Here is a 25,620-nt window from a genome sequence, read left to right as displayed (position 1 = left end):
GGGCAAGCCCGCGAAGGCGGCGGTCCTGTCACCGCGATACTCAAGCCCCCTTGAGCGTCTGGCTGCGCTGCGCATGCACACCCACCGGCACTTCGCCCCTGAGCGTCACCCGCCGCACGATCCGTTCCTGGGTGCCATAGTCGTCCACCGCATAATGCTGGGTCGAACGGTTATCCCAGATCGCCACATCGCCGCTCTGCCAGCGCCAGCGCACAGTGTTTTCCAGGCGGGTCACATGGCTCTGCAACAGGTTGAACAGGTGCGCCGAATCCGCCAGCGAATAGCCCTTGATGCGCTTGACGAAGTGCCCCAGCAACAGGCTCCTCTCGCCGCTGATGGGATGCACCCGCACCACCGGATGCTCGGTCTCGTACACCGTCGAGGTGAAGACCTGGCGGTAGCGCTCGAGCTTTTCCGCCGAGACATTCGGCCGCGAGCCGGCGTAGTCGTATTCGTTGCTGTGCACCGCCCAGAGCTTGTCCGCCAGCTCGCGCAGTTCCGCCGGCAACTCCTCGTAGGCCGCCGCCGTATTCGCCCAGACGGTGTCGCCACCGGAGGTCGGCGCCAGCACCGAACGCAGGATCGAGGCCTTCGGATAGGCGTCGACGAAGGTCACGTCGGTGTGCCAGGAGTTGGCCCGCTGGCCCTGCGCGCCGTCCAGCTCCAGCAGGTAACGCGTGCCGTCGCGCACCGGCACCGTCGGATGCGCCACCGGCTCGCCGAGCAAGTGCGAAAAGGCCTCCTGACTCTGGTCATCGAGGTGGGTCTGGCCGCGGAAGAAAATCACCTTGTACTGCACCAGTGCCTGCTGGATCGCCTCGATGACGTCCGCCTCCAGGGCGCCGGAAAGCTCTACGCCACGGATCTCGGCGCCGATACGACCGGCCACCGGATGGATCTCCAGGGTGTGCACAGCGGGTTTTACAGCAAGTGCGGCATTGCTCATGGGTGAACCCTCGTCGGACTGCTTACGGTTTGAGCCGCAGCGAAACAACGCTCTATCTATATTCAATTTAGGTCTAATAGATATTCACATGCTTCGTTGACGGAATAAGAGCTTGCATTTAAAACCTCAAGCCTCACTCGTCGCAAATGCCTTCGAGCTATTTTTCGGATGCCGGGAAAGCATATGGATCTTCGCCAACTGCGCTATTTCATCGCCCTCAACGAACACCGCAGTTTTGTCCGCGCGGCAGACGCCATGGGCATCACCCAGCCAGCCTTCAGCCGCAGTATCCAGGGGCTGGAACAGGAGTTCGGCTGTGTGCTGGTGGACCGCGGCAACAAGGACCTGCGCCCGACGCCCGAAGGCCAGGTGGTGTTGCAACATGCCCTGACCCTGGTCCAGGGCGCGGCGCTGCTGAGCGCTGAAGTGACCCAGATGACCAAGCTCGACGCCGGCGAACTGCGCTTCGGTTGCGGCCCCGCGCCGGCGGTGAAACTGGTGCCGGAAGCGGTGGCGCGATTTATCAACGCCCACCCGAAAGTGCGCACCCGGTTCCAGGTGGATAACTGGGAAAAGCTCAGTCGCAGCCTGAGCCGCGAGGAGATCGAATTCTTTATCGCCGACATCCGCCATTTCGAGGCCGACCCGAACTTCCAGACCCAGGCACTGACGCCCAGGCGCGGCGTATTCTTCTGCCGCCCCGGGCATCCGTTGCTGGCCAAGGAAAGCCTGTCGACCAACGACATGTTCGACTATCCGCTGGCGACCACGCTGATCCCGCCGGGCATCCGCAAGCTGCTGGCGAACCTCAGCGGGCGCACGGATTTTTCGCCGAATATCGAGACCGAGCATTTCCCGGCGCTGGTGAAGATCGTCCGCCAGTCCAATGCGATCGGCGTCGGCACCCATGAGGCGTTCGTCGAAGATGTGGCCCAAGGCTCGCTGGTACTGCTGCACTGGCGCAACCTGCCGCAGAACATCGAGAGCATGAACGCCCGCTGCGGGATCGTCAGCCGCACCGGCTTCCGGCTGTCGCCGGCGGCGCGGGCGATGATCGAGACGCTGGTGGCGGTGGACAGCCAGGAAGATCGCGTCGCCGTTTAGGGCCTCTTCGCGGGCAAGCCCTCAGGCGCGACCGATCACAACCCTGCCGCCGCCAGGTTCGGCGCCACCCAGTCGGTCACCTTGAACGGCTTGCGGATCAGCTTCTGCTGGACCGCCAGATCCACCGAATCCTGCAGTTTGCCAAGGAACACCGGGTCCAGTTGCGAAGGGAAAATCTCGCTGAGTTTCTCGTCCTTCAGGTCCTGCTGGAGAATCACCGATGGATAACTGGCCAGTCCCGAGACCAGTTGGACATAGGCATCCTTGTTGCCATCCTCGGTCAGCCATTCCACGGCTTGCTGCTGGGCCTTGAGCAACTTGTCGACCACATCCGGGTGGGCATCGACAAAGGCCCCGGAACCCACCAGCACGCTCTGGATGCTGCCGGCCCCGCCCAGCGCCTTGGTGTTCACCGGCAATTCGGCCAGGCCCTTGGCCTGCAATGCCGTCAGGTTCGAACTGCCCCACGACGCATCGATCTGCTTCGCCGCCAAGGCCGCCACCGCCGCGCTGAAGTCCAGGTTGATGACCTTGAAGTCCTTCTCGCTCAAGCCCTGGCTGGCCAGCGCGGCATCGAAGGAAAGCTGGCTGGCGGTGCCACGGAATACCGCCACGCGCTTGCCCTTGAGGTCCTCCAGGGTCTTGATCCCCGAGCCGGGCACCACGCCCAGGTACTGCTTGACCCCTCGCGCCGAGGCACTCAGCAACCGCGTATCCAGCCCGTTCGACTTGCCGATGATCGCCGCCAGGTCGCCCAGGTAGGCGAAGTCCACCTGACCGTTGGCGAAGGCTTCATTGATCACCGGGCCGGCGCCCTTGAAGAAATTCCACTGCACCTTGATGCCCTGGTCGGCAAAGGCCTTTTCGTAGATCTGCCGGCTGCGCAGCACATCCACCACACCGCCGCCGCTGTGTTCGGTGCCGGCGCTCAGGTCGGGCACGGCAATGCGGATTTCCTTGAGCTCGGCCGCCTCGGCCGAGAGCGGCAGGTAGCCCAGCACGCCGGCCAGGGCGGTGGTGGCGAACAGGCGGACGACGCCGCCTTTGAACAGGGTTTTCATGGGGTGGTGCTCCTTTGCGACAGGCTTCGAGGCGCTGAAGGTAGGCACAGCCCTGATCAACAATAAAATACTAATAATTCACATTTTAGTAACTTTAAAGAATATAAGCACTGAAACACCGCTCCCACCACGCTATGCATGCAGCGCATCGAAAATATTCTTCGAATGCATTGGATGCTTGCCTTGTACGGGCCTTAAATGGCTTTTTCTTATCTCCCAATAGAATCGATAAGATTTTTTATAGAGCCAATAAGCATATACAAACGAGCTTATTCAAATCAGCGCCGTGCATCGCCCGGAACACCGACAACGGAGGTCTGCCATGGCCCGTGTTTCTCTCCTCAGTCTGCCGCTGACACTCCCGCCCGCCGGACACCGGCGGTCATGGCCGAGCCTCGGCCCGCGGGCATTGCCCTGGCTGCTGCCCCTGACGCTGGCGGCCCTGTGGTGGATCGCCAGCCGTGAGCGGTGGATGAGCGAGCAGATCCTGCCGCCGCCGTCGCTGGTCTGGCAAAGCGCCCTGGACATGGCCGGCGGCGAATTGTGGAGCCACCTGTGGATCAGCCTGCAGCGCCTGCTGCGCGGTCTGCTCGCCGGGGTCGGTATCGGCGCCCTGCTGGGTGGCTTGCTGGGGTTCAGCCGGCGCGCCGAGCGCTGGGTGTTCCCCACCTTCAGCGCCCTCGCGCAGATCCCGACCCTGGCCTGGATTCCGCTGTTCATGGTGTTTTTCGGCATCGGCGAAATGCTCAAGCTGGTGGTGCTGATCAAGGCCGTCGTGGTGCCGGTGACCCTGCATACCCTGATCGGTGTACGCGATGCCCAGCCGAGGCTGCGCGAGGCCGCGGCGGTCCTGCGCCTGCCGCCGTACCTGCTGGTCCGCCGGCTGATCCTGCCCGCCGCGCTGCCGGCGTTCATGGCCGGCCTGCGCCTGGCGCTGGCCGCCGGCTGGACCTCGCTGCTGGCCGTGGAACTGCTGGCCTCCAGCGAGGGTATCGGCTACCTGATGGTCTATGCCCGGCAACTGTTCATGCTGGATATCGTCTTTGTCTGCATCCTGGTCATCGGTGTGCTCGGCGTGCTGATGGACCGGGGCATCGCCCTGCTCGACCGGCGCCTGGTGCATTGGCCACACCCGGCCACCGCCCAGATTCCCCGTGGCCCGCGGTATCAGGGCTGGCAACGCCTGCAACCCTGGGCACTGCCGCTGATGCTGCTGGTGCTCTGGCAAGGCGCGAGCGACCAGCAGTGGATCGACGCGAACATCCTGGTCAGCCCCTTGGCGGTGCTGCACAGCCTCTGGAGCGGGATACTCGACAACAGCCTGCCCGCCAGCCTGGGCCTGAGCCTGAAACGCACCCTGGCCGGCCTGCTCCTCGGCGGGTCCCTGGGCTTTGGCCTCGGCTTGCTGCTGGGCCTGTCGAAAACCGGCGAGCGCCTGCTCAGCCCGAGCCTGTCGGCCCTGCGCCAGATCGCGATTTTCGCCTGGGTGCCGCTGCTCACCGCCTGGTTCGGCCTGGGCGAACTGGCCAAGGCGGTGTTCGTCGCCCTGGCCGCCTTCTTCCCGTTGTTTATCGCCACACAGCGCAGCGTCGCCAACCTGTCGCCGCAACTGAGCGAAGCCGCCCGGGTCCTGCGCCTGAACCTCTGGCAACGCCTGCGCAAGCTGGTGTTGCCCGGTGCCGCCCCGGGGATTTTCGCCGGGCTGCGCCTGAGCCTGATCTACGCCTGGCTCGGCACCCTCGGCGCCGAATACTTCATGCCGTCCAACGGCGGTATCGGCGCGGTGATGATCGGCGCCCAACAGCTGCTGCGCATGGACGTGATCATGGCCGGCATGCTCCTGGTCGGTCTCACCGGCGCCCTGATCAACCTGCTCGGCCAACGCCTCGAAACCCGCGCCACCCGCTGGAGACACGCATGAACGCACCGATTGTCAGCTTCAACCAGGTCGGCAAATCCTTCGACGTCGACGGCGCCGAACTGCAGGCCATCGATGAATTCAGCCTGGATATCGCCGAAGGCGAATTCGTCGCCATCGTCGGCTCCAGCGGTTGCGGCAAATCCACCTTGCTGCGCCTGCTGATCGGCCTGGACACGGCCTTTCGCGGCGAGATCCGCGTCGACGGCCAGGCAATCGCGGGCATCGGCAGCGAACGCGGCATCGTGTTCCAGGAACACCGGCTGTTTCCCTGGCTGACGGTCGCGCAAAACATCGGCCTGGGCCTGGTCAACGAGCCGCTGGGCAGCGCCGAGCGCCAACGCCGCATCGACGATTTCATCCAGCTGGTGGGGCTCGGCGATTTCACCCGCGCCTACCCGCACCAGCTCTCCGGCGGCATGGCCCAGCGCGTGGCGATTGCCCGCGGCCTGGTGGCCAGCCCGCGCATCCTGCTGCTGGACGAACCTTTCGGTGCCCTCGACGCCCTGACCCGCCAGCAGATGCAGGACGAGCTGCTGGCCATCCGGGCCCGGGCGAAGATCACCACGCTGCTGGTCACCCACGATGTCGAGGAAGCGATTTTCCTGGCCGACCGGGTGGTGGTGATGGAACCGCGTCCTGGACGGATCAAGCAGGTGGTCGAAGTCGCCCTGCCCCATCCGCGCCAGCGCAGCAGCTTCGACTTTCACCAGTTGCGCGAGGAACTGCTCCACGAGCTCACCAGCGACGACCACTACCAGCCGCCAGCTCCCGAGCAGATACGCGACCTGCCCCTGACCTTCATTGCCTGCTGAGAGGAACCCCGACATGGCGCAACGCCCGAATTTCCTGGTGATCCTGGCCGACGACCTCGGCTTCTCCGATATCGGTGCCTTCGGCGGCGAGATCGCCACGCCGAACCTCGACGCACTGGCCCATGGCGGCCTGCGCCTGACCGATTTTCACACCGCGCCGACCTGTTCGCCGACCCGTTCGATGCTGCTGACCGGCACCGATCACCATATCGCCGGGATCGGCACCATGGCCGAGGCGCTGACCCCGGAGCTGATCGGCAAGCCGGGCTACGAGGGCTATCTCAACGACCGCGTGGTGGCCTTGCCCGAACTGCTGCGCGACGCCGGTTACCAGACCCTGATGAGCGGCAAATGGCACCTGGGCCTGACCGCCGAGCTGGCGCCCCATGCCCGTGGTTTCGAGCGTTCTTTCTCGCTGTTGCCCGGCGCCGCCAACCATTACGGCTTCGAGCCGAGCTACGACGAGCGTACGCCGGGACTGCTCAAGTCGACTCCGGCGCTGTACATCGAGGACGACCGTTTCGTCGAGCAACTGCCAGAGGACTTCTATTCCTCCGATGCCTTTGGCGACAAGCTGCTGCAATACCTCAAGGAGCGCGACCAGACCCGGCCGTTCTTCGCCTACCTGCCGTTTTCCGCGCCGCACTGGCCGTTGCAGGCACCGGCCGAAGTGGTCGCCCGGTACAAGGGCCGCTATGACGCCGGGCCGGAGGTGCTGCGCCTGGAACGCCTGGAAAAGCTCAGGCAACTGGGACTGATCGACACGGAGGTGGAGCCGCATCCGCTGCTGGGCCTGAACACCGAATGGGCGGCCCTGAGCGAGGAACAGCGCCAGGTGTCCGCACGGGCCATGGAGGTCTATGCGGCGATGGTCGAGCGGATGGACTGGAATATCGGCCGGGTGGTGAATTACCTGCGCAACCAGGGCCTGCTGGACAACACCTTTATCCTGTTCATGTCCGATAACGGCGCCGAGGGTGCACTGCTGGAGGCCTTTCCCAAGTTCGGCCCGGAACTGCTGAGCTACCTGAACCAGCACTACGACAACAGCCTGGCGAATATCGGCCGGGCCAATTCCTACGTCTGGTACGGCCCGGCCTGGGCCCAGGCGGCGACGGCGCCGTCCCGGCTGTTCAAGGCCTTCACCACCGAAGGCGGGATCCGCGTGCCGGCGCTGCTGCACTATCCGGCGCTGACCCGGCCGGGGCAGATCAGCCATGGCTTTTCGACGGTGATGGATATCACCCCGACCATTCTCGACCTGGCCGGCGTGCGCCATCCGGGCAAGCGCTGGCGCGGCAAGGACGTGGCGCCGTTGCGCGGCAAGTCGTGGCTGGGCTTCCTCTCGGGCGAGACGGCGCAGGTGCATGACGAACACACGGTCACCGGCTGGGAGCTGTTCGGCCGGCGGGCGATTCGCCAGGGACACTGGAAGGCGGTGTATATCCCCGGCCCCGTGGGGCCGGCGACCTGGCAACTGTATGACCTGAGCGTCGACCCCGGGGAAATTCATGACCTGGCCCAGGCCCTGCCGGACAAGCTCGACGCCCTGATCGGGCATTGGCAGCGCTATGTCGAGGAAACCGGGGTGATCCTCAGTTCGTCGCCGTTCCAGCCGGATTGAGACAAGAGCGAAACCTGTAGGAGCCCGCCCGATGATCGTTCCCACGCTCCGCGTGGGAACGCCTCATTGGACGCTCTGCGTCCGCTTTTTGTGGCGCAGAGCATCACGGGCTGTATTTCCGCCTACCCCTGTGCCGTACGCGCCGCCTGCGGGCTCCGCTGTTCCTGCGTGGCAAACCGGTTCGCCCGGCCGAACGTGCCGAAATCGTTGAAGCGCACGCCCATCTCGGCCATCACCCTGTGCGCCACCGGCGCGGTCATCTGGCGGATATAGAAGGGTTCCTTGACCACGAAATGATGAATCCCGTGGGTGCTGCCGAAATTGAAGCAGAACGCCTGCAACGGCCACAGCCACCAGGGATTGAGCACCTGGGTCTGCTGGATCACGTTGCCCGGCTCGACGTCGCCGTAGTAGTGCATGTTCGAGCTGATGAAATGCAGGCAGAAGGTGCGCAATACGTTCGGCCCGATCAGCACCACCACCGCGATATCGATCACCCGCATCACCGCCAGGGTATCGGCCGACCAGTCGATCGACGCTCCCAGCAGGCCGGCGAGGCCATTGGCGCCGTGGAAGCCGAGGAATACATACCAGGCCCCCCAGTGCAGCAAGGCCAGCGGTGCATAGACCAGGAACACCCGCTTGAGAATGCTGCGCCGATGGGCCCAGGTCTTCGCCCGGGACATGCGGATCAGCGCCGACATCATGTTGTCGCCCACCATCAGCAGCCGCGCCAGTCCCCAGGGCTCGCCATTGGTGATCGCCCGCTCTTCCATGTCGGCCTCGGTGCCGGACACCTTGTGGTGGTTGAGGTGCAGGTGCCGGCGGACCCACGGGTTGATGGTGCTCGGCCGCGCCAGCCAGACCAGCGCCAGCATCAGATTGTGGGGCAGCCGCTGCTTGCGGAAGTACATGCTGTGGATCAGGTCGTGCTCCAGCTCATGGGTCAGTGAGGCCAGGAACGCGTTCAGCAACAGGCATGCCCACCAGGCCAGGTAACCCTCCATGTAGAGCGCCGCCGAGCCGACCATGCCGGCCAGGGCAAAGGCCAGGATGCCCGCGCCAAGGGCGTCCTGGTGGTTCAGCAGCGGGTAGCGCCGGCGCAGTTCGACGCCCCGGGCCATGACCACTTCACGAATATGCGCGCTGCGTTGTTGTGCATTCAGGCGCTCGGGACTTGCGCAAACACCATCCATGATTCCATCCTCTGGTTATTGATGTTCGCATCCTGCGCCGCGCCGTCGCCCAACGTAGTAGCCGCGAACGCCAACCTGTTGACCGGATGCGCCAACATGCCCGAACCGACTTCGCTTTCCAGCTGGACCCGCGCCCTGCGCAAGCAGCTCGACGCCCTCGGCCTCGACAGCGCCGCCCTGTGCCGCGAGGCCGGGCTCGACCCGCAGTTGATGGACGATCCCAACGCCCGCTACCCGTTGTCGGCCACCACGCGCCTGTGGCAACTGGCGGTGACGGCCAGCGGCGACCCGGCGATCGGCCTGCGGGTCTCGCGTTTCGTCAGCCCGACCACCTTCCACGCCCTCGGTTATGCCCTGGTCGCCAGTGGCAGCCTGCGCGAGGTGTTCGAACGGATCGTGCGCTATCACCAGGTGGTCAGCGATGCCCTCGAGCTGGAACTGAGCCGCGAGGGCGAGCGCTACCGTTTTCGCCTGCAGGTGCCCAAGGACAGCCCGGCACCGGCGCCAGAGGCCATCGACGCCTTCGCCGCGATCTACGTGCGCACCTGCCGCAACCGCCTGGGCCGCGAATACGCGCCGCTGGCGGTGTACTTGCGGCGACCCGAGCCGGCCGATCCGAAACCCTGGCACACGGTGTTCCGCGCGCCGGTGTTCTTCGCCGCCGCGGAAGATCGCCTGGAGTTCGCCTGCGCCGACTTCGACAGCCATCTGGACGACGCCAACCCGGAACTGGCCGAGCACAACGAAGCGGTGCTCAATCGCACCCTGGCACAACTCAAGCCGCTGACCTGGGAGCGCAAGGTACGCCAGGCCATCGAGGCGCAGTTGCCGGAAGGCGAACCGTCGGCCGAACGCATCGCCCAGGCCCTGCACCTGAGCCTGCGCAGCCTGCAACGGCACCTGGCCGACGAGGGTTGCCGCTACGACACGCTGCTCAACGAATGCCGGGAAAACCTGGCGCTGCTGCACCTGCGCGACCCGCAGTGCTCATTGAGCGAGGTCAGCTACCTGCTCGGTTTTGCCGACACCAGCAGCTTCAGCCGGGCGTTCAAGCGCTGGACCGGCATCACCCCGGGGCAGTTCCGCGACGGACTGCGCTGAAGGCCCCCGAAGGAACGAACACACGGGGCACTGTAGGAGCCGGCTTGCTGGCGATCCGAGCACCTCGGTCTATCAGTCACACCGCAGCGATGCTATCGCCAGCAAGCCGGCTCCCACGGTTCGGGGCGTACATGACGCCTGTGTACGACCGGCTCCCACCGGTCAGTTGCTGGCCGCCGCCCGCAGGCGTTCCAGGTCGAGAATCTCGATTTCCCCGTAGCTGAGGTGGACGATGCCCTCGTCCTGCAGGCCCTGGAGAATCTGGTTGGTGGTCTGGCGTGATAGCGACAGCATCGACGCCAGCTGGTCCTGGGCCAGCGGGATCAGTTGTCGCGAGTGATTGAGTTCGCCGTAGCCTTCGGCGATCTGCAACAGCCGATGCGCCAGGCGCGCCGGGGCCGGCATCAGGCTCAACTGCTCCAGGCCGATAAAGGTCAGGCGCAGCTTCTGGCTCATCAGCAACGCGAACTGCCGCCAGTATTCCGGGTGCTCTTCCAGCAGTTCCAGCAGGACACTCTGCGGCACTTGCAGAAGAATCGTATGACCAACGGCATAGGCATTGTGGGTCCGGGGCAGGCCGTCGAACAGGGAAATCTCGCCGAACCAGTACGGCAGTTCGATCAGGCTGAGCAGCGCTTCCTTGCCTTTTTCGCTGACGGCACCAACCCGTACCGAACCTTCGAGAACCGCATACAGGCCGCACGGCGGATCGCCGCGCTTGAACAGGCGCTGACCCGGCGTCAGGCGCCGCCCCTTGGCCGCGGCCAGCAAGCTATCCTGCAAGTGAGCAGGCAGATTGCTGAACCAGTGGCCCGTCAGCAGGCGCGAGCGCCAGGCAGATACGTCCATGAGATCTCCAAAACGATTGTCGTCTAGCCGACAGTGCAAATTTTCCGGTTGGGGCATGATCCCATCACCCCACAGGAGGAATAACAATGAAAAACCTCGTCGAGCATCTCAGTCAATACGCGGCATACCACCGTGATCCGCGCAATATCGCCAGCCACTTCATCGGGATTCCGCTGATCGTGGTCGCCGTCGCCGTCTTGCTGTCACGGCCAGGATGGCCGGTGGCCGGGCTCTGGCTGACCCCGGCGGTACTTTTGGCGGTGGTCTCGGCGTGGTTCTACCTGCGCCTGGAAGTGGCCCTCGGACTGCTGATGACGGTGCTGCTCGGCCTATCCGTTTGGCTAGGCCAGATACTGGCCGCACAGGGCACGATGGTCTGGTTGAGCAGCGGCGTCGGCCTGTTCGTGCTCGGCTGGGCGATCCAGTTCGTCGGGCATTACTACGAAGGGCGCAAGCCGGCGTTTGTCGACGACCTGAGCGGATTGATCGTCGGACCGCTGTTCGTGGTGGCGGAACTGGCGTTCCTGCTGGGACTGCGCAAGGCGCTCAAGCATGAGATCGAAGCGCGGGCGGGGGGGGTGCGGTTGCGGGAGAAGCGGGCGGCCGTTTGAGGGGGGCCTGCAAGGGCTTCTTCGGCCTCTTCGGCCTCTTCGTCGGAGTGCCGCCCAGACCAAGCCCGCTCCCACGGGTTCTCGGTCGTACACAAGACTCAGGTACGACATGGACATTGTGGGAGCGGGCTTGGTCTGGGCGGCATTCAGAGGCCAGCACAAGCGCCGCCAGCTTCAGATATTGGCCAGTTTCTGCCAGACCTTGGGCTTGAAGAACAGCGTCTCGCCCCGCGCCAGGCCGATCAGGCTGTCGTGGTCCTTCACCACTTCAGCCTCGATCAGTTCGCTCTGGCCCTCGACCTTCAGCGTCACCCGAGTGGTCGCGCCCAGCGGACGGATATCGCGCACTTCGGCCGCATGGTGGTCTTCCAGTTCGTGGCGCGACAACGACACCTCGTGGGGACGGAACAGCACATGGTTGTCCTCCCCCAGGTGCAGGCGGTTGGAGTCGCCGAGGAAGTGGTAGACGAAATCGCTGGCCGGGTTCTCGTAGACCTCGCCCGGTGAGCCGATCTGCTCGATCACGCCCTTGTTCATCACCACGATGCGGTCGGCGACTTCCATCGCTTCTTCCTGGTCGTGGGTCACGAACACCGAGGTCAGGTTGATATCTTCATGCAGGCGCGCCAGCCAGCGCCGCAGCTCCTTGCGCACCTTGGCATCCAGGGCCCCGAACGGCTCGTCCAGCAGCAGCACCTTGGGTTCCACCGCCAGGGCCCGGGCCAGGGCAATGCGCTGGCGCTGGCCGCCGGACAGCTGTTCCGGATAACGGTCGGACAGCCAGTCCAGCTGCACCATGTTCAGCAGTTCATGGACCTTGGTCGCGATCTGGCTTTCGCTCGGGCGCTGGTTCTTCGGCTTCATGCGCAGGCCGAAGGCAACGTTGTCGAACACGGTCATATGGCGGAACAGCGCGTAGTGCTGGAACACGAAACCGACGTTGCGATCGCGCACGTCGTGACCGGACACGTCTTCGCCGTGGAACACGATGCTGCCGTCATCCGGGGTTTCCAGACCGGCGATGATCCGCAGCAGGGTGGTCTTGCCGCAGCCGGACGGGCCGAGCAACGCCACCAGCTCGCCGCTCTGGATGTCCAGGTTGATGCTGTTCAGGGCCTTGAAGGCGTTGAAGTTCTTGCTGACATTACGGACTTCGATCGACATGACTTATTCCTCCGCGGCGCTGGCGCGCAGGCGGTTGATTCGGTTTTCGCTCCACTGCTTGAGCAGCAGGATGAAGAGCGCCAGGATCAGCAACAGGCTCGCCACGGCGAACGCGGCCACGTGGTTGTATTCGTTGTAGAGGATCTCGACGTGCAGCGGCAGGGTGTTGGTCACCCCGCGAATGTGCCCGGAAACCACCGACACCGCGCCAAACTCGCCCATCGCCCGCGCCGTGCAGAGCACCACGCCGTAGATCAGGCCCCACTTGATGTTCGGCACGGTGACATGCCAGAACATCTGCCAGCCGTTGGCGCCCAGCAGTCGCGCCGCCTCTTCTTCCTGGGTGCCCTGCTCCTGCATCAGCGGGATCAGTTCACGGGCGACGAAGGGCACGGTGACGAAGATCGTCGCCAGGACGATGCCCGGCAAGGCGAAGACGATCTGGATATCGTGGTCCGCCAGCCAGGGGCCGAACAGGCCCTGGGCGCCGAACATCAGCACGTAGACGAGACCGGCGATCACCGGCGAGACCGAGAACGGCAGGTCGATCAGCGTGACCAGCATGCTCTTGCCGCGAAAGCTGTACTTGCTCACGCACCAGGCGGCGCTGACACCGAACACCAGGTTCAGCGGCACCGAGATCAGCACGGCGATCACCGTCAGTTTCAGCGCCGACAGTGCGTCCGGCTCGAAGATCGCGGTGAAGAACGCGCCGAGGCCGAGCTTGAGGCCCTGGGACACCACGATAAACAGCGGCAACAGCAGGAACAGCGCGAAGATCAGCCAGCCGAGGCCGATCAGGAGCCGTCGCGAGACGGCACTGCCGCGGCGGGCAGCGTTGGCCGAGGAAGCGGCGCTTATGGACGATTGGGACATGTTCGCGCCTCCTTATGGGGTTTCGATACGCCGCTGCAGCAAGTTGATCAGCAGCAACAGGACAAAGGAAACCACCAGCATCATCACGCCGATGGAGGTCGCGCCGGTGTAGTCGTACTGGTCGAGCTTGACCATGATCAGCAGCGGCAGGATCTCGGTCTTCATCGGCATGTTGCCGGCGATGAAGATCACCGAGCCGTACTCGCCGACGCCACGGGCAAAGGCCAGGGCGAAGCCGGTCAGCCAGGCGGGCAGCAGCGCCGGTACGAGGATGTGGCGGAACACCTGCAAGGGCTTGGCGCCCAGGCAGGCCGCGGCTTCCTCGACTTCACGGGGAATGTCGGCGAGCACCGGCTGCACCGTGCGGACCACGAACGGCAGGGTCACGAAGGTCAGTGCGAGGGTGATGCCCAGCGGGGTGTAGGCGATCTTGAAGCCCAGGTCGGCGGCGAACTGCCCGACCAGGCCGGTCGGCGTGTACAGCGCGGTCAGGGCGATGCCGGCGACGGCGGTGGGCAGGGCGAACGGCAGGTCGATCATCGCATCGATGATCTTGCGTCCCGGGAAGGTGTAGCGCACCAGCACCCAGGCCAGCAACGTACCGATAATGCCGTTGATGATTGCCGCATACAGCGCGGTGCCGAAGCTCAGCTTCAGCGCCGCGACCACCCGGGGCGCCGAAATGATCGCCCAGAACTGCTCCCAGGTGAGTTGGGCGGCGTGCACGAACATCGCCGCCAGCGGTATGAGCACAATCAGGCTGAGGTACACCAAGGTGTAGCCCAGCGTCAGCCCGAAGCCGGGTATGACGGGGGAGATACGACGTGACATAAAAGTCCTTGGTTGTGACGCACAAAAGCCCCGAATGAAATCCGGGGCTCCGAGCTTGGCTTACTGTAGGTTACCGTTTCAGTTACTGGGCCTGGTAGATCTGGTCGAACACGCCACCGTCATTGAAGAATTTCGGTTGCGCCGATTTCCAGCCGCCAAAGTCCTTGTCGATGGTCACCAGGTCGAGTTTCGGGAATTGCTTCTCGTACTTGGCGGCGACCTTCTCGTCACGTGGACGGTAGAAGTTCTTCGCGGCGATTTCCTGGCCGGCCGGGCTGTACAGGTGCTTGAGGTACTCGGTGGCGATCTCGGTATTGCCTTTCTTCTCGGCGTTCTTGTCGACCACGGCCACCGGCGGTTCGGCGAGGATCGACAGGGAAGGCACGACGATATCGAACTTGTCGGCGCCGCCGTCTTCCTTGAGGGCCAGGAATGCTTCGTTTTCCCAGGCCAGCAGCACGTCGCCCTGACCGTTGTTGACGAAGGTGATGGTCGAGCCGCGAGCGCCGGTGTCGAGGATCGGCACGTGCTTGAACAGTTCTTTCACGTATTCCTGGGCCTTGGCTTCGCTGCCGCCGGCTTTCAGGCCGTAGGCCCAGGCGGCGAGGAAGTTCCAGCGGGCGCCGCCGGAGGTTTTCGGATTCGGGGTGATGACCGAGACGTCTTTCTTGATCAGGTCGTTCCAGTCCTTGATGCCCTTGGGATTACCCTTGCGCACCAGGAACACGATGGTCGAGGTGTAGGGAGTGCTGGCGTCCGGCAGGCGCTTCTGCCAGTCCTCGGGCAGGGTCTTGCCGAGCTTGGCGATTTCGTCGATGTCGCCGGCCAGGGCCAGGGTCACCACGTCGGCACGCAGGCCGTCGATCACGGCACGGCCCTGTTTGCCGGAACCACCGTGGGATTGCTGGATCTTCACGTTGTCGCCGGGATGAGCCTGCTTCCAGAAGCTGGTGAACTCGGCGTTGTAGTCCTGGTACAGCTCACGGGTCGGGTCGTAGGACACGTTGAGCAGTTCATAATCCTTGGCAACAGCGGAACCGGCAAACACGGCACTGGCGAGCGCGGCCAGGGCGTAACGGCGAATCGACGACATGGTGAAGCTCCCGAAAATTTTTTGGTGTGTTGGCTTTTTCTTATGGCGCTTCAAGCCCGCATTCGTGCTTGAACGCTGCAGTTTTTTCTGGGGGGCATGAATGACGCCCTCCGGTTGACCAGTCGGGCCTCTGACGAACTCAGAGGGTGATGCGGGATTCAGCTGGGTTTGTTGCTGGGGTTTTGCAGACGGAACTTTTCCTTGCGTTCGATCTGTACCACCTGAGCGTTATGGACGGTGATTTCCACCGCACCAAAACGCAGGTCGCGCAAGGCGCTCTGGATCTCACGCAGGATGGTTGCTTCGTCCTGGCCGTCAACGCTACGCAGAGATGCGCTCATGGTCGTGCTCCTGAAATAAGGGTTGCCCCGGCAGTGGCGGGACTGCTTATGGCGTGGAGGCAATATTAGACAGGCGAAGTTATTCTTAAAAATACTATTTAAGAATTTTAATATAACCAAAACTTTATCAGAGGATTCGGGAATGGCCGCCGCTGCGCGTCGGATCGCCAGCAAGCCGGCTCCTACAGGAAATGGTCTCGCACACGGGACCTGTGGCAGACACCATTGCCCCGAAGCCGGCTTGCCGGCTCCTACAGGAAGTGGCCTCGCACACGGGACTTGTGGCAGACACCATTGCTCCGTGGGAGCCGGCTTGCTGGCGATGACGTCCGGACAGACGACGCAAGGCCCAAGCGGTCAGGCGATTGCCGGCGCCCGCAGCCAATCCAGCTGCCTGGCCGGCATCGGTCGACCGAACCAGTAGCCCTGCCCCAGATCGCAACCCTGGTCGAGCAGGAACCGCGCCTGTTCCTGCTGTTCGATGCCCTCGGCATGCACCTGCATGCCCATGCTCTGCGCCAGGGCGATGACCACGCGGACAATCGCCGCATCGTCCTCGTCCCACGGCAAGCCGGCGACAAAGCCCTGGTCGATCTTGAGTTTCTGCACCGGCAGGCGCTTGAGCCGCAGCAACGAAGAGTAACCGGTGCCGAAATCGTCGATCGCCAGGCTCACCCCCAGTTCTCGCAGGCGATGCAACTGCTCCAGCGCCACCTCGGGGTCCTCCATCACCGCGCTTTCCGTGACTTCCAGCTCCAGCAGCGCCGGGTCCAGGCCGGTGTCGTCCAGCACCTTCGCCACCTGCTGGTACAGCTCGCGACGGGCAAACAGCCGGCTGGAAACGTTGACCGCGATAAACGACAGCGCCACCCCCTCGCGCAGCCATTGGCACATCTGCCGGCAGGCCTGCTCCATGACCCAGGCATCGATCTCGGCGATCAGCCCGGTGCGCTCGGCAATCGGAATGAACTCGCCGGGCGACACCAGCCCGCGCTGCGGGTGCTCCCAGCGCACCAGGGCCTCGACCCCGATCAGCCGGCTGCTGCCGAGCTCGTGCACCGGCTGGTAATAGACCCGCAGCTCGTCCTGTTCCAGGGCCCGACGCAACTCGCTGGCCATTTCCACCCGGTGCTGGGCGTGGGCCGTCAGTTCCTCGGTGTACAGGGCGTAGCCTTCCCGTCCGGCACTCTTGGCCTTGAACAGGGCCGAGTCGGCATTGCGCAGCAACTGTTCGGCGTTCAACGCATCGCTGGGAAACAGGCTGATGCCGATGCTGGCGTTGATGAACAGCTGGTGCTCGTCGAGCTGGAACGGCTCCTTCAGGCCCTCGATCACCCGCTGGGCCAGGGCCGCCGCCTGGACCACCTGCGGGCAGTTCTCGGCCAGTACCGCGAATTCGTCGCCGCCCAGCCGCGCCAGGGTGATGCCGCCGCCGAACAGGCCTTGCAGGCGCTCGCCCACCGCCTTGAGCAACTGGTCGCCGATATTGTGGCCCAGGCTGTCATTGATGATCTTGAAGTGGTCGAGGTCGATCAGCAGCAAGGCACAGCCGCGCTTGTGCACCTGCGCCGACGCCAGCGCCTGGGCGGCGCGGTCGGAGAACAGCAGGCGATTGGGCAGGCCGGTCAGCGGGTCGTAGTGCGCCAGCTGGCTCAATTCGTACTGGGAATCCTTGATCGCACTGATATCGGAAAATACCGCGACATAGTGGCTGAGCTGGCCCTGGTCGTCGCGGATCGCGCGGATCGTCTGCCATTGCGGGTAGATCTCGCCGCTCTTGCGCCGGTTCCAGATCTCGCCACTCCACTCGCCGCTCCCTTCCAGCGCCTGGTAGACCTTCTGGTAGAAGTCCGCCGAATGCCGGCCGGACTTGAACAGGTTCGGCCGCTCCCCCAGCACCTCGGCTTCCTGGTAACCGGTAATGGCGACGAACGCCCGGTTGACGTGGACGATCAGGCCGTCCCTGTCGGTGACCAGCACGCCCTCGCGGGTGCAGTCGAAGACCGCGGCGGCCTGGCGCAGGCGTTCCCGGTCGCCGGCCGTGGAGTCGCGCTCGGCGGCGGCATGGGCAAAACGCTGGTAACGGGCATGGATCAGGAAAATCAGCACCGCGCTGACGCTGACCCACAGGTAACCGCGAATGATCTGCCAGTGGGCCAATTGCTCGGGCTCATCGAAAAAACTGCTCAACAGCTGTTGGCTGAGCTGGATCCAGAGGATCGACAGCAGCAGGTACAACACGCCCGCCTTCAGAGCATTGCGGTATGAAATTGCCATAAACGATGCTAATTCCCTCTAGAAATGCCAAATTGCCCTACAAATCGGCCGGAATTATAGAGTAAGAAACATCCGGCCACTCTTATCTGAAACAGCGACTGGTTTTCTCTGGTGGCTCGGTGATAATGCGCTGGCTGTTCTTTACTTTATCGAGGGCCATACAGCCTATGTGGTACAACGGCTTCCTTGACCTGTCAGCCTGGCAACTGGTGGCGGTCACTCTGTTGATGACCCACGTGACCATTGTCGGCGTCACGGTCTATCTGCACCGCTACTCGGCCCATCGCTCCCTGGAGCTGAATGCCGGCCTCAAGCACTTCTTCCGTTTCTGGCTGTGGCTGACCACGGCCCAGAATACCCGCGAGTGGACCGCCATCCACCGTAAACATCACGCAAAATGTGAAACCGTCGACGATCCCCACAGCCCGGTGATCCTTGGCCTGTCCACCGTCCTGCGCACCGGCGCCGAGCTGTACCGCGCCGAGGCCGGCAATGCCGAGACCCTGCGCATCTACGGCAAGAACTGCCCGGAAGACTGGCTCGAACGCAACCTCTACTCGCGCTACAAGATGCTCGGCATCAGCCTGATGGCGGTGATCGACCTGCTGCTGTTCGGCGCCATCGGCATCACCATCTGGGCGATCCAGATGATGTGGATCCCGTTCTGGGCCGCCGGCGTGATCAACGGCCTGGGCCACGCGGTCGGCTATCGCAACTTCGAATGCCGTGACGCGGCCACCAACCTGGTGCCCTGGGGCATCCTGATCGGCGGCGAAGAACTGCACAACAACCACCACACCTACCCCAACTCGGCCAAGCTCTCGGTCAAGAAATGGGAATTCGACCTGGGCTGGGCGTGGATCAAGGTCTTCAGCTTCCTGCGCCTGGCCAGGGTGCAACGCGTCGCGCCCATCGCCCACCGGGTCGAAGGCAAGGGTCACCTGGACATGGACACCGCCATGGCGATCCTCAACAACCGCTTCCAGATCATGGCCCAGTACCGCAAGCTGGTGATCGCCCCGCTGGTGAAACAGGAGCTGGCCAAGGTCGATCATTCGGTCCGCCACCAGTTCCACCGGGCCAAGCGCCTGCTGTCGCGGGAAACCAGCCTGCTCAGCGACAAACACCAGGTGCGCATCGAAACCATGCTGGCACACAGCCAGGCGCTCAAGGTAATTTACGAGAAACGCCTGGCCCTGCAACAGATCTGGGTCAAGACCAGCTCGAATGGCCACGACATGCTCGCGGCGATCAAGGACTGGGTCCACGAAGCCGAGGCCAGCGGCATCCAGTCGCTGCGTGAGTTCGCCAACCAGCTGAAAACCTACTCGCTGCGTCCATCCGTCGCCTGACACCGTTGATCGGCGCGCCTCGCCCCGAGGCGCGCCGTTCGGAACTTAGCGGCCATTCCCTTATCTCAAAATGCACTTCGCCATCCCGGCGGGTTGTCGGTGTCGCCACGCCTGATACGAACGTGACACACCCTGTGAGATGTGTGCCGATGGTCAATAAAAATCCGAGACCGCCTTCCCTCCAACAGTGGCCCGAAGCCGCTGAAACCCTGCTCGCCCTGATGCACGCGCAAGGTGAAGTCGCGCGCCTGAGCGAACGCGAACAGCTGTTCAGCTCGCTGCTGGTGAGCGTCAACGCCGTGTTGTGGGCTTTCGACTGGGAAGCCCGGCAGATGCTCTATGTCAGCCCGGCCTACGAACGCATCTTCGGCCGTTCCGCCGGCCTGCTGCTGGCCGACTACAACGAGTGGCGCGACAGCATCTACCCCGACGACCTCGACTACGCCGAGCGCAGCCTGGCCGAAGTGCTGGAAAAGGGCGCGGTGGAAGATCGCGAGTACCGCATCATCAGCGCCGACGGCGAGATCCGCTGGCTCAGCGACAAATGTTTCATCAGCCGCCATGCCGAGCCGGGGCAGCGGGTGATCGTGGTCGGCATCGCCGAAGACATCACCGAAAAGAAAGCCCTGGAAGACGAATTGCAGCGCCTGGCGACCACCGACGTGTTGACCCGCAGCAGCAACCGCCGGCATTTCTTCGAATGCGCCCACCGCGAGTTCGAGCAAGCCCGCCTGCAGGACTCGCCGCTGGCCTTCCTGCTGCTGGATATCGATGACTTCAAGCTGATCAATGACACCTACGGGCACCCGGAAGGTGACGTGGTCCTGCAGAAAATCGCCGAGACAGGCCGTTCGGCATTGCGCAGCGGCGATCTGTTCGGCCGTATCGGCGGCGAAGAATTCGCCGCGCTGCTGCCCGGCTGCGCGCCGGACATGGCACGACAGATTGCCGAGCGCCTGCAACGGGAGATCCAGCGCCTGGCGTTCAGCCATGACGGCGAACAGTTCGGCATCACCGTCAGCCAGGGCCTGACCAGCCTGACCCCCGAGGACGAACTGCTCGACAGCCTGTTCGCCCGCGCAGACGGCGCGATGTACCAGGCCAAGCGCCAGGGCAAGAATCAGATCGTGCTGGCGTGAAGAACCGGGGTTTCGGCTCTCAGTTCTTGCGCAGCCGCATCAACTCCGGCAAGCCGATCCGCAGCAGTCGCGCCGTGCGGCTCTTCGCCAGTTCCTCGACGCCCTCGTTGGGCGTCAGGCGCGCCAGCTGGGCCGACAGGTTCATCACCAGGGCCTCGCGGGAATACACCCCGCCACCGAGCTGATAGACCGCCGCGATCAGCTCCCGCAGCTCCAGCGGCAGACGCCAGCGGGTGCGCAACGCGGAACCGTAGCCGGCACCGAATGCGTAGAGCGACTCGCCGATCAGTTCGTCATCCAGCTCGCCACCCGCCTGTTGCCATTCCTGCATGCAGCGCAGCAGCGCCAGGTCGCCCAGGCGGTGCAGCAGGCCCGCGCAGTAACAGCGCTCCTGGTCGAGGTCGAGCAGACGCGCCAGGGTCCGGCCGTATTCGGCGGTATGCAGTGACAACTCCCAGTAGCGCTCGGCGTAGTCGGCCAGCGCGGCATCGCTGAGCCTGGCGCTGCGCTTGAGGCTCAGGCCGAGGATCAGGTTCATGCTTTGCGCCGCGCCCAGGCGGTGGAGGGCCTGGGCCAGGGTCTGCACCGTGCTGCCATGATGCTGCGCCGCGCTGTTGGCGGCGGCGATCAGCACCGCGGTGATCTGCGGGTCGGTGCGGATTTCCTGCTCCAGTACCTTCAGGTCGAGGCCATTGGGATTGAGGCTGCGTTTGACCGCGACCTGCACATCGGCCATCAGCGGTGCGCCCTCGGATTCTTCGCGACGGCGTTCGAGGAAGGTTTTCAGGTCCATGCCCGGCGCCAGGGCCGGAATCTCGCAGGACACACTCTGCCCGCCATCCAGCAGCAGATCCTGCAGGCGCTGGGTCAGGCTTTCCATGTTCAGGGGTTTGGTCAGGTAGGCCGTCGGTTGCAGCGCCACGGCTTCACGCACGCTGGCGATGTCGCTGCGCGAACTCAGCAGGATGAACGGCAGCAGCGGACGGCGTTTCTTCTGGCGCATACCGTAGAGCAGGCTCAAGCCGTCGATACCGGGCAGCTCCCAGTCGGCGATCACCAGGTCGAAGGGTTGGTCGTTGAGCAACTGCAAGGCTTCCTGGCCGTCGGCACACAGCGTCAGGCGGGCGTCGCAACGCACGTTCAGCAACACCTGCTTGAGCAGGTCCCGTGACCAAGGATCCGCCTCGGCAATCAACACACGGGGTACAGCGGGTAAATCCACAGCAGTCATCAAGCACTCTCCGAGGGCATTCCTAGCACCTTAGTCAATGCTGGCCCAGGCATACAGCTAAACGCCACCATTGCCTTCCCTTGACACAAAAAAACCCGCCGAAGCGGGTCTTTTTGTCTATCGCGTCACAACTCAGGCGAGTTCGGCGAAGCACTCTTCGATGATCGCCAGGCCTTTGTCCAGTTGCTCATCCGGCGAGGTCAGCGGGACCAGCACGCGCAGGACGTTGCCGTAGGTGCCGCAGGACAGCAGGATCAGCCCCTTGTCACGGGCCTTGGCCACGACCTGGGCCACAGCGGCCGCGTTCGGCTTGTGGCTGTCGCCGCCTTCGAACAGCTCGACCGCGATCATCGCGCCCAGGGCACGCACTTCGCCGATCACCGGGTACTTGGCCTGAATCGCCTTCAGACCGGTTACCAGGCGCTCGCCGACCGCTTTGCAGCGATCCAGCAGATGCTCTTCCTCGAACACTTCCATCACGGCCAGGGCCGCGGCACAAGCGATCGGGCTACCGGCGTAGGTGCCGCCCAGGCCGCCTGGAGCGATGGCGTCCATGTATTCGGCCTTGCCGCAGACACCGGCCAGAGGGAAACCACCGGCGATGGACTTGGCGAAGGTGGTCAGGTCGGCCGCGACGCCCATCTGTTCCATGGCGAAGAAGGTCCCGGTACGACCGGCGCCGGTCTGCACTTCGTCGGCGATCAGCAGGATGCCGTGCTGGTCGCACAGGGCACGCAGGCGCTTCATGAATTCTTTTGGCGCGACGTAGAAACCGCCTTCGCCCTGTACCGGCTCGATGATGATCGCGGCGATATCACGGGGCTCGGCGTCGTTCTTGAAGATGCGCTCGATGCTGGCGATGGAGTCGTCGATGCTCACGCCGTGCAGCTCGTTCGGGTACAGCGCGCGGAAGATGCCGCCTGGCATCAGGCCCATGCCGGCCGAGTAAGGCACGACTTTGCCGGTCAGGCCCAGGGTCATCATGGTGCGACCGTGGTAGGCGCCGGTGAAGGCGATCACGCCGGCACGGCCGGTAGCGGCACGGGCGATCTTCACGGCGTTCTCGACCGCTTCGGAACCGGTGGTGACCAGCAGGGTTTTCTTGGCGAAGTCACCCGGGACCTTGGCGTTCACTTTCTCGCACAGTTCTACGTAGGGTTCGTAGGCCAGGACCTGGAAGCAGGTGTGGGTCAGCTTGTTCAGCTGCGCGGTCACGGCGGCGATGATTTTCGGATGCACGTGGCCGGTGTTCAGCACGGCGATACCGCCGGCGAAGTCGATGAACTCACGACCTTCGACGTCGGTCACGGTGGCATTCTTCGCCGACTCGGCGAAGATCGGGTGGATCTGGCCGACGCCGCGTGGAACAGCGGCCTGGCGGCGTTGCATCAAGGATTCGTTGGTCTTGCTCATGGTGTCCTCATTCACCGCTCATCGGGCGGCGTGGTTCAAGGAATGCATGGCGGGGAGGCAACTACGGCAGCATGCGATGATCGACTGCCACAGCTTTCCCGGCCACAGAGAAAATTCCGTTTGAAGCACACAAGGGGACAGCGCTCTCGTGCCCCTTGTGTTTGAAGCGATCCCCGACCGGGCTCAGATGCCCAGGCAGAGGTATTTGATTTCCAGGTAGTCTTCGATGCCGTACTTGGAGCCCTCACGGCCCAGGCCCGACGCCTTGATGCCGCCGAACGGCGCGACTTCGTTGGAGATCAGCCCGGTGTTGACGCCGACCATGCCATATTCCAGGGCCTCGGCCACACGGAACACACGGCCCAGGTCACGGGCATAGAAGTACGAAGCCAGGCCGAACTCGGTGTCGTTGGACATCGCGATGACTTCGGCTTCGTCCTTGAAGCGGAACAGCGGCGCCAGAGGACCGAAGGTTTCTTCCTTGGCCACGGCGGCATCCTTGGAGACATTGACCAGGATGGTCGGCTCGAAGAAGTTGCCTTCGATGGACTTGCCGCCGGCCAGCAGGGTCGCGCCTTTGCTCAGGGCGTCGGCGATATGTTCCTGGACCTTGGCCACGGCTTTCTCGTCGATCAGCGGACCGGTGGTGGTGCCTTCTTCCAGACCGTTGCCGATCTTGAGCTTGGCGACGGCCACTTTCAGCTTCTCGGCGAAAGCATCGTAGACCGCGTCCTGGATGTACAGGCGGTTGGCGCAGACGCAGGTCTGGCCGTTGTTGCGGTACTTGGAAATGATCGCGCCTTCGACGGCCTTGTCCAGGTCAGCGTCGTCGAACACGATGAACGGGGCGTTGCCGCCCAGTTCCAGGGAGACTTTCTTGATGTCCTTGGCGCACTCGGCCATCAGCTGGCGACCGATCTCGGTCGAACCGGTGAAGGACAGCTTGCGCACGATCGGGTTGCTGGTCAACTCGCTGCCGATATCGCCGGCGCTGCCGGACACCACGCTGAACACGCCTTTCGGAATGCCGGCGCGCTGGGCCAGTTCCGCCAGGGCGAAGGCCGAGAACGGGGTCTGCGAAGCGGGCTTGAGCACCATGGTGCAACCGGCGGCCAGGGCCGGGCCGGCTTTACGGGTGATCATCGCGGCCGGGAAGTTCCACGGGGTGATGGCGGCGGTCACGCCGATCGGCTGCTTGATCACGATCAGGCGCTTGTCCGGCTGGTGGCCCGGGATCACATCGCCATAAACGCGCTTGGCTTCTTCGGCGAACCACTCGATGAACGACGCGGCATAGACGATTTCGCCCTTGGCTTCGGCCAATGGCTTGCCTTGTTCGAGGGTCATCAGGCGGGCCAGGTCGTCCTGGTTCTCGATCATCAGTTCGAACCAGCGACGCAGTTTGTTCGAACGCTCCTTGGCGGTCAGGGCACGCCAGGCCGGCAGGGCCTTGTCAGCGGCTTCGATAGCGCGACGGGTTTCGGCAGCGCCCATTTTCGGCACGGTGCCCAGGATTTCGCCCGTGGCCGGGTTGTTGACCTTGATCGTCTGACCATTGTCCGCGTCGACCCAAGCCCCATCGATAAAGGCTTGCTGGCGGAACAACTGGCTGTCTTTGAGCTGCATGTAGGCTTTCCTTAACAGCACCGCGCATGCGCGGAGCGAATTATTGATTGTAGAAAGGCGCCTTGGTGGCTGCCGTCAGGAAATTCATTCACCGGGCCGAAGCACATAAATAGCGCACATGAGATGGATGTGCGGTTCAGCACCCAGACAAGAGCGTTTGAAATCTCAAACGAATCCTAGGATCAATGGGGGTAAAGGACAATAGTCTGTTCGAAAAAAAGAACGAAAATGCCGCGTTTGCGGGGTTTTTCTGATCAACGTAGACCTTGGGGCTTCGCGATGCCGTTCGACATCGCGAAGTGGCAAGCGTCGCTCAGGACTTGAACGAATTGAGCACCGTCAGCAGGCTGGTGAGATTGTCCGCCACCCCGCCTTGCGCCACCTTCTCGGTGGCCTGCGCGCCGGAGGCGGTATCCTCGCTGTAGATCTGCATCACCCCCTGGTTGGTGGCGGCCTGGGCTTCAGCGTTCTGCTGTTGCTGATCCTCGACGGCGTTTTCGAACACGATGCCGGTGGAGTGGGCCGCGGTTTGATAGAGATTGCCCAGCGCGGCGGCGGGGGCTTCGCCGACGACCTTGACGTTGCTCTGGGTCACGGCATCGGTGATTTGCTCATTGACGGTAGCCATACCTTAACTTCCTTTGTCAGTACGAATACGTGCCGGGTTCGGGGGACAAGCGAAGACCAGGCGCCGGATCGGCACGCGCAACCGGCGTCACCCGAGGGTGATCCCGGATCCGTGGAGCGTCAATGCCTGCCTGACGGACTGCGCGGAGCGAGACAGGCCGGGGTGTACGCAAGTGAAACCCCACAAAGGGAATTTCCCGACAAAACCCGAATGGACGCCCCGAGCCGACATGGGTATGATGTCGCCCGCATAAGCACCAGTAGCTCAGCTGGATAGAGTACTGCCCTCCGAAGGCAGGGGTCGTGGGTTCGAATCCCGCCTGGTGCACCATCTGCAAATAAAATGCCCCGGATCGTTGATCCGGGGCATTTTTGTTTTTGGGTCTGGTCCACGATCAGGCGCTACGAGCCACAACCATCACCCA

The 25,620-nt window shown here is 63.7% G+C and carries 22 protein-coding genes and 1 tRNA gene; 9 read left to right on the top strand and 14 right to left on the bottom strand.

Annotation, left to right across the window (positions count from 1 at the left end; translation table 11 throughout):
• Window positions 1-40: 40 nt before the first annotated feature.
• Complete coding sequence (locus tag ACL9RJ_RS29715; RefSeq protein WP_422765922.1) at window positions 41-946, bottom strand: TauD/TfdA dioxygenase family protein; 906 nt, start codon at window positions 944-946, stop codon at window positions 41-43.
• Between the two features lie 183 nt (window positions 947-1,129).
• Here ACL9RJ_RS29715 and ACL9RJ_RS29710 point away from each other — a divergent pair, with 183 nt between their 5' ends.
• Entirely contained in the window at window positions 1,130-2,050 is a 921-nt protein-coding gene (locus ACL9RJ_RS29710; RefSeq protein WP_103032478.1) for a LysR family transcriptional regulator, read from the top strand.
• Between the two features lie 35 nt (window positions 2,051-2,085).
• Here ACL9RJ_RS29710 and ACL9RJ_RS29705 read toward each other — a convergent pair whose 3' ends face one another.
• On the bottom strand, window positions 2,086-3,111 hold the full coding sequence (locus ACL9RJ_RS29705; protein WP_103032479.1) for an ABC transporter substrate-binding protein: 1,026 nt from the start codon (window positions 3,109-3,111) through the stop codon (window positions 2,086-2,088).
• A gap of 322 nt (window positions 3,112-3,433) precedes the next feature.
• Here ACL9RJ_RS29705 and ACL9RJ_RS29700 point away from each other — a divergent pair, with 322 nt between their 5' ends.
• Genes ACL9RJ_RS29700 through ACL9RJ_RS29690 form a run of 3 tightly spaced genes read left to right on the top strand, consistent with a single transcriptional unit; the run spans window position 3,434 to window position 7,468 of the window.
• On the top strand, window positions 3,434-5,032 hold the full coding sequence (locus ACL9RJ_RS29700) for an ABC transporter permease (protein ID WP_422765921.1): 1,599 nt from the start codon (window positions 3,434-3,436) through the stop codon (window positions 5,030-5,032).
• A complete protein-coding gene (locus ACL9RJ_RS29695; protein WP_017124736.1) occupies window positions 5,029-5,844 on the top strand; it encodes an ABC transporter ATP-binding protein in 816 nt (271 codons plus the stop codon). Before ACL9RJ_RS29700 ends, ACL9RJ_RS29695 begins: the two co-directional genes overlap by 4 nt.
• Window positions 5,845-5,857: 13 nt before the next feature.
• A complete protein-coding gene (locus ACL9RJ_RS29690) occupies window positions 5,858-7,468 on the top strand; it encodes an arylsulfatase (protein ID WP_422765920.1) in 1,611 nt (536 codons plus the stop codon).
• Window positions 7,469-7,590: 122 nt separating this feature from the next.
• On the opposite strand, the gene ACL9RJ_RS29685 is transcribed toward ACL9RJ_RS29690, so the two are convergent.
• On the bottom strand, window positions 7,591-8,664 hold the full coding sequence (locus ACL9RJ_RS29685) for a fatty acid desaturase (RefSeq protein ID WP_422765919.1): 1,074 nt from the start codon (window positions 8,662-8,664) through the stop codon (window positions 7,591-7,593).
• Window positions 8,665-8,760: 96 nt separating this feature from the next.
• Here ACL9RJ_RS29685 and ACL9RJ_RS29680 point away from each other — a divergent pair, with 96 nt between their 5' ends.
• Window positions 8,761-9,765 carry an AraC family transcriptional regulator gene (locus ACL9RJ_RS29680; RefSeq protein ID WP_017124740.1) on the top strand — a complete coding sequence of 335 codons (1,005 nt, stop codon included), beginning with the start codon at window positions 8,761-8,763 and terminating at the stop codon, window positions 9,763-9,765.
• Window positions 9,766-9,927: 162 nt separating this feature from the next.
• On the opposite strand, the gene ACL9RJ_RS29675 is transcribed toward ACL9RJ_RS29680, so the two are convergent.
• Window positions 9,928-10,614 (bottom strand): Crp/Fnr family transcriptional regulator, encoded by a 687-nt coding sequence (locus tag ACL9RJ_RS29675; RefSeq protein ID WP_422765918.1) that lies wholly within the window; start codon window positions 10,612-10,614, stop codon window positions 9,928-9,930.
• A gap of 86 nt (window positions 10,615-10,700) precedes the next feature.
• On the opposite strand from ACL9RJ_RS29675, the gene ACL9RJ_RS29670 reads away from it, so the two are divergent.
• Entirely contained in the window at window positions 10,701-11,225 is a 525-nt protein-coding gene (locus tag ACL9RJ_RS29670) for a DUF962 domain-containing protein (RefSeq protein WP_422765917.1), read from the top strand.
• A 174-nt stretch (window positions 11,226-11,399) separates the two neighbouring features.
• Here the strand turns inward: ACL9RJ_RS29670 and ACL9RJ_RS29665 are convergent, their stop codons facing one another.
• The 6 genes from ACL9RJ_RS29665 to dibA form a co-directional block, all read right to left on the bottom strand.
• Window positions 11,400-12,389, bottom strand: a complete 990-nt coding sequence (locus ACL9RJ_RS29665) for a sulfate/molybdate ABC transporter ATP-binding protein (RefSeq protein WP_017124743.1) — start codon at window positions 12,387-12,389, stop codon at window positions 11,400-11,402.
• Between the two features lie 3 nt (window positions 12,390-12,392).
• Window positions 12,393-13,265, bottom strand: a complete 873-nt coding sequence (cysW, locus tag ACL9RJ_RS29660) for a sulfate ABC transporter permease subunit CysW (RefSeq protein ID WP_177063531.1) — start codon at window positions 13,263-13,265, stop codon at window positions 12,393-12,395.
• Between the two features lie 12 nt (window positions 13,266-13,277).
• Window positions 13,278-14,096 (bottom strand): sulfate ABC transporter permease subunit CysT, encoded by an 819-nt coding sequence (gene cysT, locus ACL9RJ_RS29655; RefSeq protein WP_017124745.1) that lies wholly within the window; start codon window positions 14,094-14,096, stop codon window positions 13,278-13,280.
• A gap of 82 nt (window positions 14,097-14,178) precedes the next feature.
• Window positions 14,179-15,189, bottom strand: coding sequence for a sulfate ABC transporter substrate-binding protein (locus ACL9RJ_RS29650; protein WP_017124746.1), 1,011 nt, complete (start codon window positions 15,187-15,189; stop codon window positions 14,179-14,181).
• A gap of 158 nt (window positions 15,190-15,347) precedes the next feature.
• Complete coding sequence (oscA, locus tag ACL9RJ_RS29645; RefSeq protein WP_007945260.1) at window positions 15,348-15,530, bottom strand: sulfur starvation response protein OscA; 183 nt, start codon at window positions 15,528-15,530, stop codon at window positions 15,348-15,350.
• A gap of 357 nt (window positions 15,531-15,887) precedes the next feature.
• Entirely contained in the window at window positions 15,888-17,807 is a 1,920-nt protein-coding gene (gene dibA, locus ACL9RJ_RS29640) for a phosphodiesterase DibA (protein ID WP_017124747.1), read from the bottom strand.
• 167 nt (window positions 17,808-17,974) lie between these two features.
• Between dibA and desA the strand changes: the two genes are divergently transcribed.
• A complete protein-coding gene (gene desA, locus ACL9RJ_RS29635; RefSeq protein ID WP_017124748.1) occupies window positions 17,975-19,159 on the top strand; it encodes a delta-9 fatty acid desaturase DesA in 1,185 nt (394 codons plus the stop codon).
• Window positions 19,160-19,308: 149 nt separating this feature from the next.
• Entirely contained in the window at window positions 19,309-20,298 is a 990-nt protein-coding gene (locus ACL9RJ_RS29630; protein ID WP_017124749.1) for a GGDEF domain-containing protein, read from the top strand.
• Window positions 20,299-20,317: 19 nt separating this feature from the next.
• On the opposite strand, the gene ACL9RJ_RS29625 is transcribed toward ACL9RJ_RS29630, so the two are convergent.
• From ACL9RJ_RS29625 to ACL9RJ_RS29610, 4 genes are all read right to left on the bottom strand, one after another.
• Window positions 20,318-21,529, bottom strand: coding sequence for a response regulator (locus ACL9RJ_RS29625; protein WP_177119412.1), 1,212 nt, complete (start codon window positions 21,527-21,529; stop codon window positions 20,318-20,320).
• Window positions 21,530-21,661: 132 nt separating this feature from the next.
• Window positions 21,662-22,942 carry a 4-aminobutyrate--2-oxoglutarate transaminase gene (gene gabT, locus ACL9RJ_RS29620; RefSeq protein ID WP_177083740.1) on the bottom strand — a complete coding sequence of 427 codons (1,281 nt, stop codon included), beginning with the start codon at window positions 22,940-22,942 and terminating at the stop codon, window positions 21,662-21,664.
• Between the two features lie 183 nt (window positions 22,943-23,125).
• Window positions 23,126-24,568 (bottom strand): NADP-dependent succinate-semialdehyde dehydrogenase, encoded by a 1,443-nt coding sequence (gene gabD, locus ACL9RJ_RS29615; protein ID WP_177083741.1) that lies wholly within the window; start codon window positions 24,566-24,568, stop codon window positions 23,126-23,128.
• A gap of 313 nt (window positions 24,569-24,881) precedes the next feature.
• Window positions 24,882-25,196 carry a RebB family R body protein gene (locus ACL9RJ_RS29610; RefSeq protein WP_177109124.1) on the bottom strand — a complete coding sequence of 105 codons (315 nt, stop codon included), beginning with the start codon at window positions 25,194-25,196 and terminating at the stop codon, window positions 24,882-24,884.
• A gap of 253 nt (window positions 25,197-25,449) precedes the next feature.
• Between ACL9RJ_RS29610 and ACL9RJ_RS29605 the strand changes: the two genes are divergently transcribed.
• A tRNA-Arg gene (locus tag ACL9RJ_RS29605) sits at window positions 25,450-25,526 on the top strand.
• Window positions 25,527-25,620 lie beyond the last annotated feature (94 nt).

The sequence above is a fragment of the Pseudomonas sp. Mn2068 genome (assembly GCF_049319725.1).
Lineage (GTDB): Bacteria > Pseudomonadota > Gammaproteobacteria > Pseudomonadales > Pseudomonadaceae > Aquipseudomonas > Aquipseudomonas gingeri.
This window is presented reverse-complemented; position numbering and strand designations above follow the sequence as displayed.

Excerpts from the sequence above, each read along its gene's own strand:
- dibA (WP_017124747.1), bottom strand. The coding sequence starts at position 17,807 with ATGGCAATTTCATACCGCAATGCTCTGAAGGCGGGCGTGTTGTACCTG.
- ACL9RJ_RS29610 (WP_177109124.1), bottom strand. The coding sequence starts at position 25,196 with ATGGCTACCGTCAATGAGCAAATCACCGATGCCGTGACCCAGAGCAAC.
- ACL9RJ_RS29705 (WP_103032479.1), bottom strand. The coding sequence starts at position 3,111 with ATGAAAACCCTGTTCAAAGGCGGCGTCGTCCGCCTGTTCGCCACCACC.
- ACL9RJ_RS29710 (WP_103032478.1), top strand. The coding sequence starts at position 1,130 with ATGGATCTTCGCCAACTGCGCTATTTCATCGCCCTCAACGAACACCGC.
- ACL9RJ_RS29670 (WP_422765917.1), top strand. The coding sequence starts at position 10,701 with ATGAAAAACCTCGTCGAGCATCTCAGTCAATACGCGGCATACCACCGT.
- gabD (WP_177083741.1), bottom strand. The coding sequence starts at position 24,568 with ATGCAGCTCAAAGACAGCCAGTTGTTCCGCCAGCAAGCCTTTATCGAT.
- desA (WP_017124748.1), top strand. The coding sequence starts at position 17,975 with ATGTGGTACAACGGCTTCCTTGACCTGTCAGCCTGGCAACTGGTGGCG.
- ACL9RJ_RS29630 (WP_017124749.1), top strand. The coding sequence starts at position 19,309 with ATGGTCAATAAAAATCCGAGACCGCCTTCCCTCCAACAGTGGCCCGAA.
- ACL9RJ_RS29695 (WP_017124736.1), top strand. The coding sequence starts at position 5,029 with ATGAACGCACCGATTGTCAGCTTCAACCAGGTCGGCAAATCCTTCGAC.
- ACL9RJ_RS29690 (WP_422765920.1), top strand. The coding sequence starts at position 5,858 with ATGGCGCAACGCCCGAATTTCCTGGTGATCCTGGCCGACGACCTCGGC.
- ACL9RJ_RS29625 (WP_177119412.1), bottom strand. The coding sequence starts at position 21,529 with ATGACTGCTGTGGATTTACCCGCTGTACCCCGTGTGTTGATTGCCGAG.
- ACL9RJ_RS29675 (WP_422765918.1), bottom strand. The coding sequence starts at position 10,614 with ATGGACGTATCTGCCTGGCGCTCGCGCCTGCTGACGGGCCACTGGTTC.
- oscA (WP_007945260.1), bottom strand. The coding sequence starts at position 15,530 with ATGAGCGCATCTCTGCGTAGCGTTGACGGCCAGGACGAAGCAACCATC.
- gabT (WP_177083740.1), bottom strand. The coding sequence starts at position 22,942 with ATGAGCAAGACCAACGAATCCTTGATGCAACGCCGCCAGGCCGCTGTT.
- cysW (WP_177063531.1), bottom strand. The coding sequence starts at position 13,265 with ATGTCCCAATCGTCCATAAGCGCCGCTTCCTCGGCCAACGCTGCCCGC.
- cysT (WP_017124745.1), bottom strand. The coding sequence starts at position 14,096 with ATGTCACGTCGTATCTCCCCCGTCATACCCGGCTTCGGGCTGACGCTG.
- ACL9RJ_RS29665 (WP_017124743.1), bottom strand. The coding sequence starts at position 12,389 with ATGTCGATCGAAGTCCGTAATGTCAGCAAGAACTTCAACGCCTTCAAG.
- ACL9RJ_RS29700 (WP_422765921.1), top strand. The coding sequence starts at position 3,434 with ATGGCCCGTGTTTCTCTCCTCAGTCTGCCGCTGACACTCCCGCCCGCC.
- ACL9RJ_RS29650 (WP_017124746.1), bottom strand. The coding sequence starts at position 15,189 with ATGTCGTCGATTCGCCGTTACGCCCTGGCCGCGCTCGCCAGTGCCGTG.
- ACL9RJ_RS29685 (WP_422765919.1), bottom strand. The coding sequence starts at position 8,664 with ATGGATGGTGTTTGCGCAAGTCCCGAGCGCCTGAATGCACAACAACGC.
- ACL9RJ_RS29680 (WP_017124740.1), top strand. The coding sequence starts at position 8,761 with ATGCCCGAACCGACTTCGCTTTCCAGCTGGACCCGCGCCCTGCGCAAG.
- ACL9RJ_RS29715 (WP_422765922.1), bottom strand. The coding sequence starts at position 946 with ATGAGCAATGCCGCACTTGCTGTAAAACCCGCTGTGCACACCCTGGAG.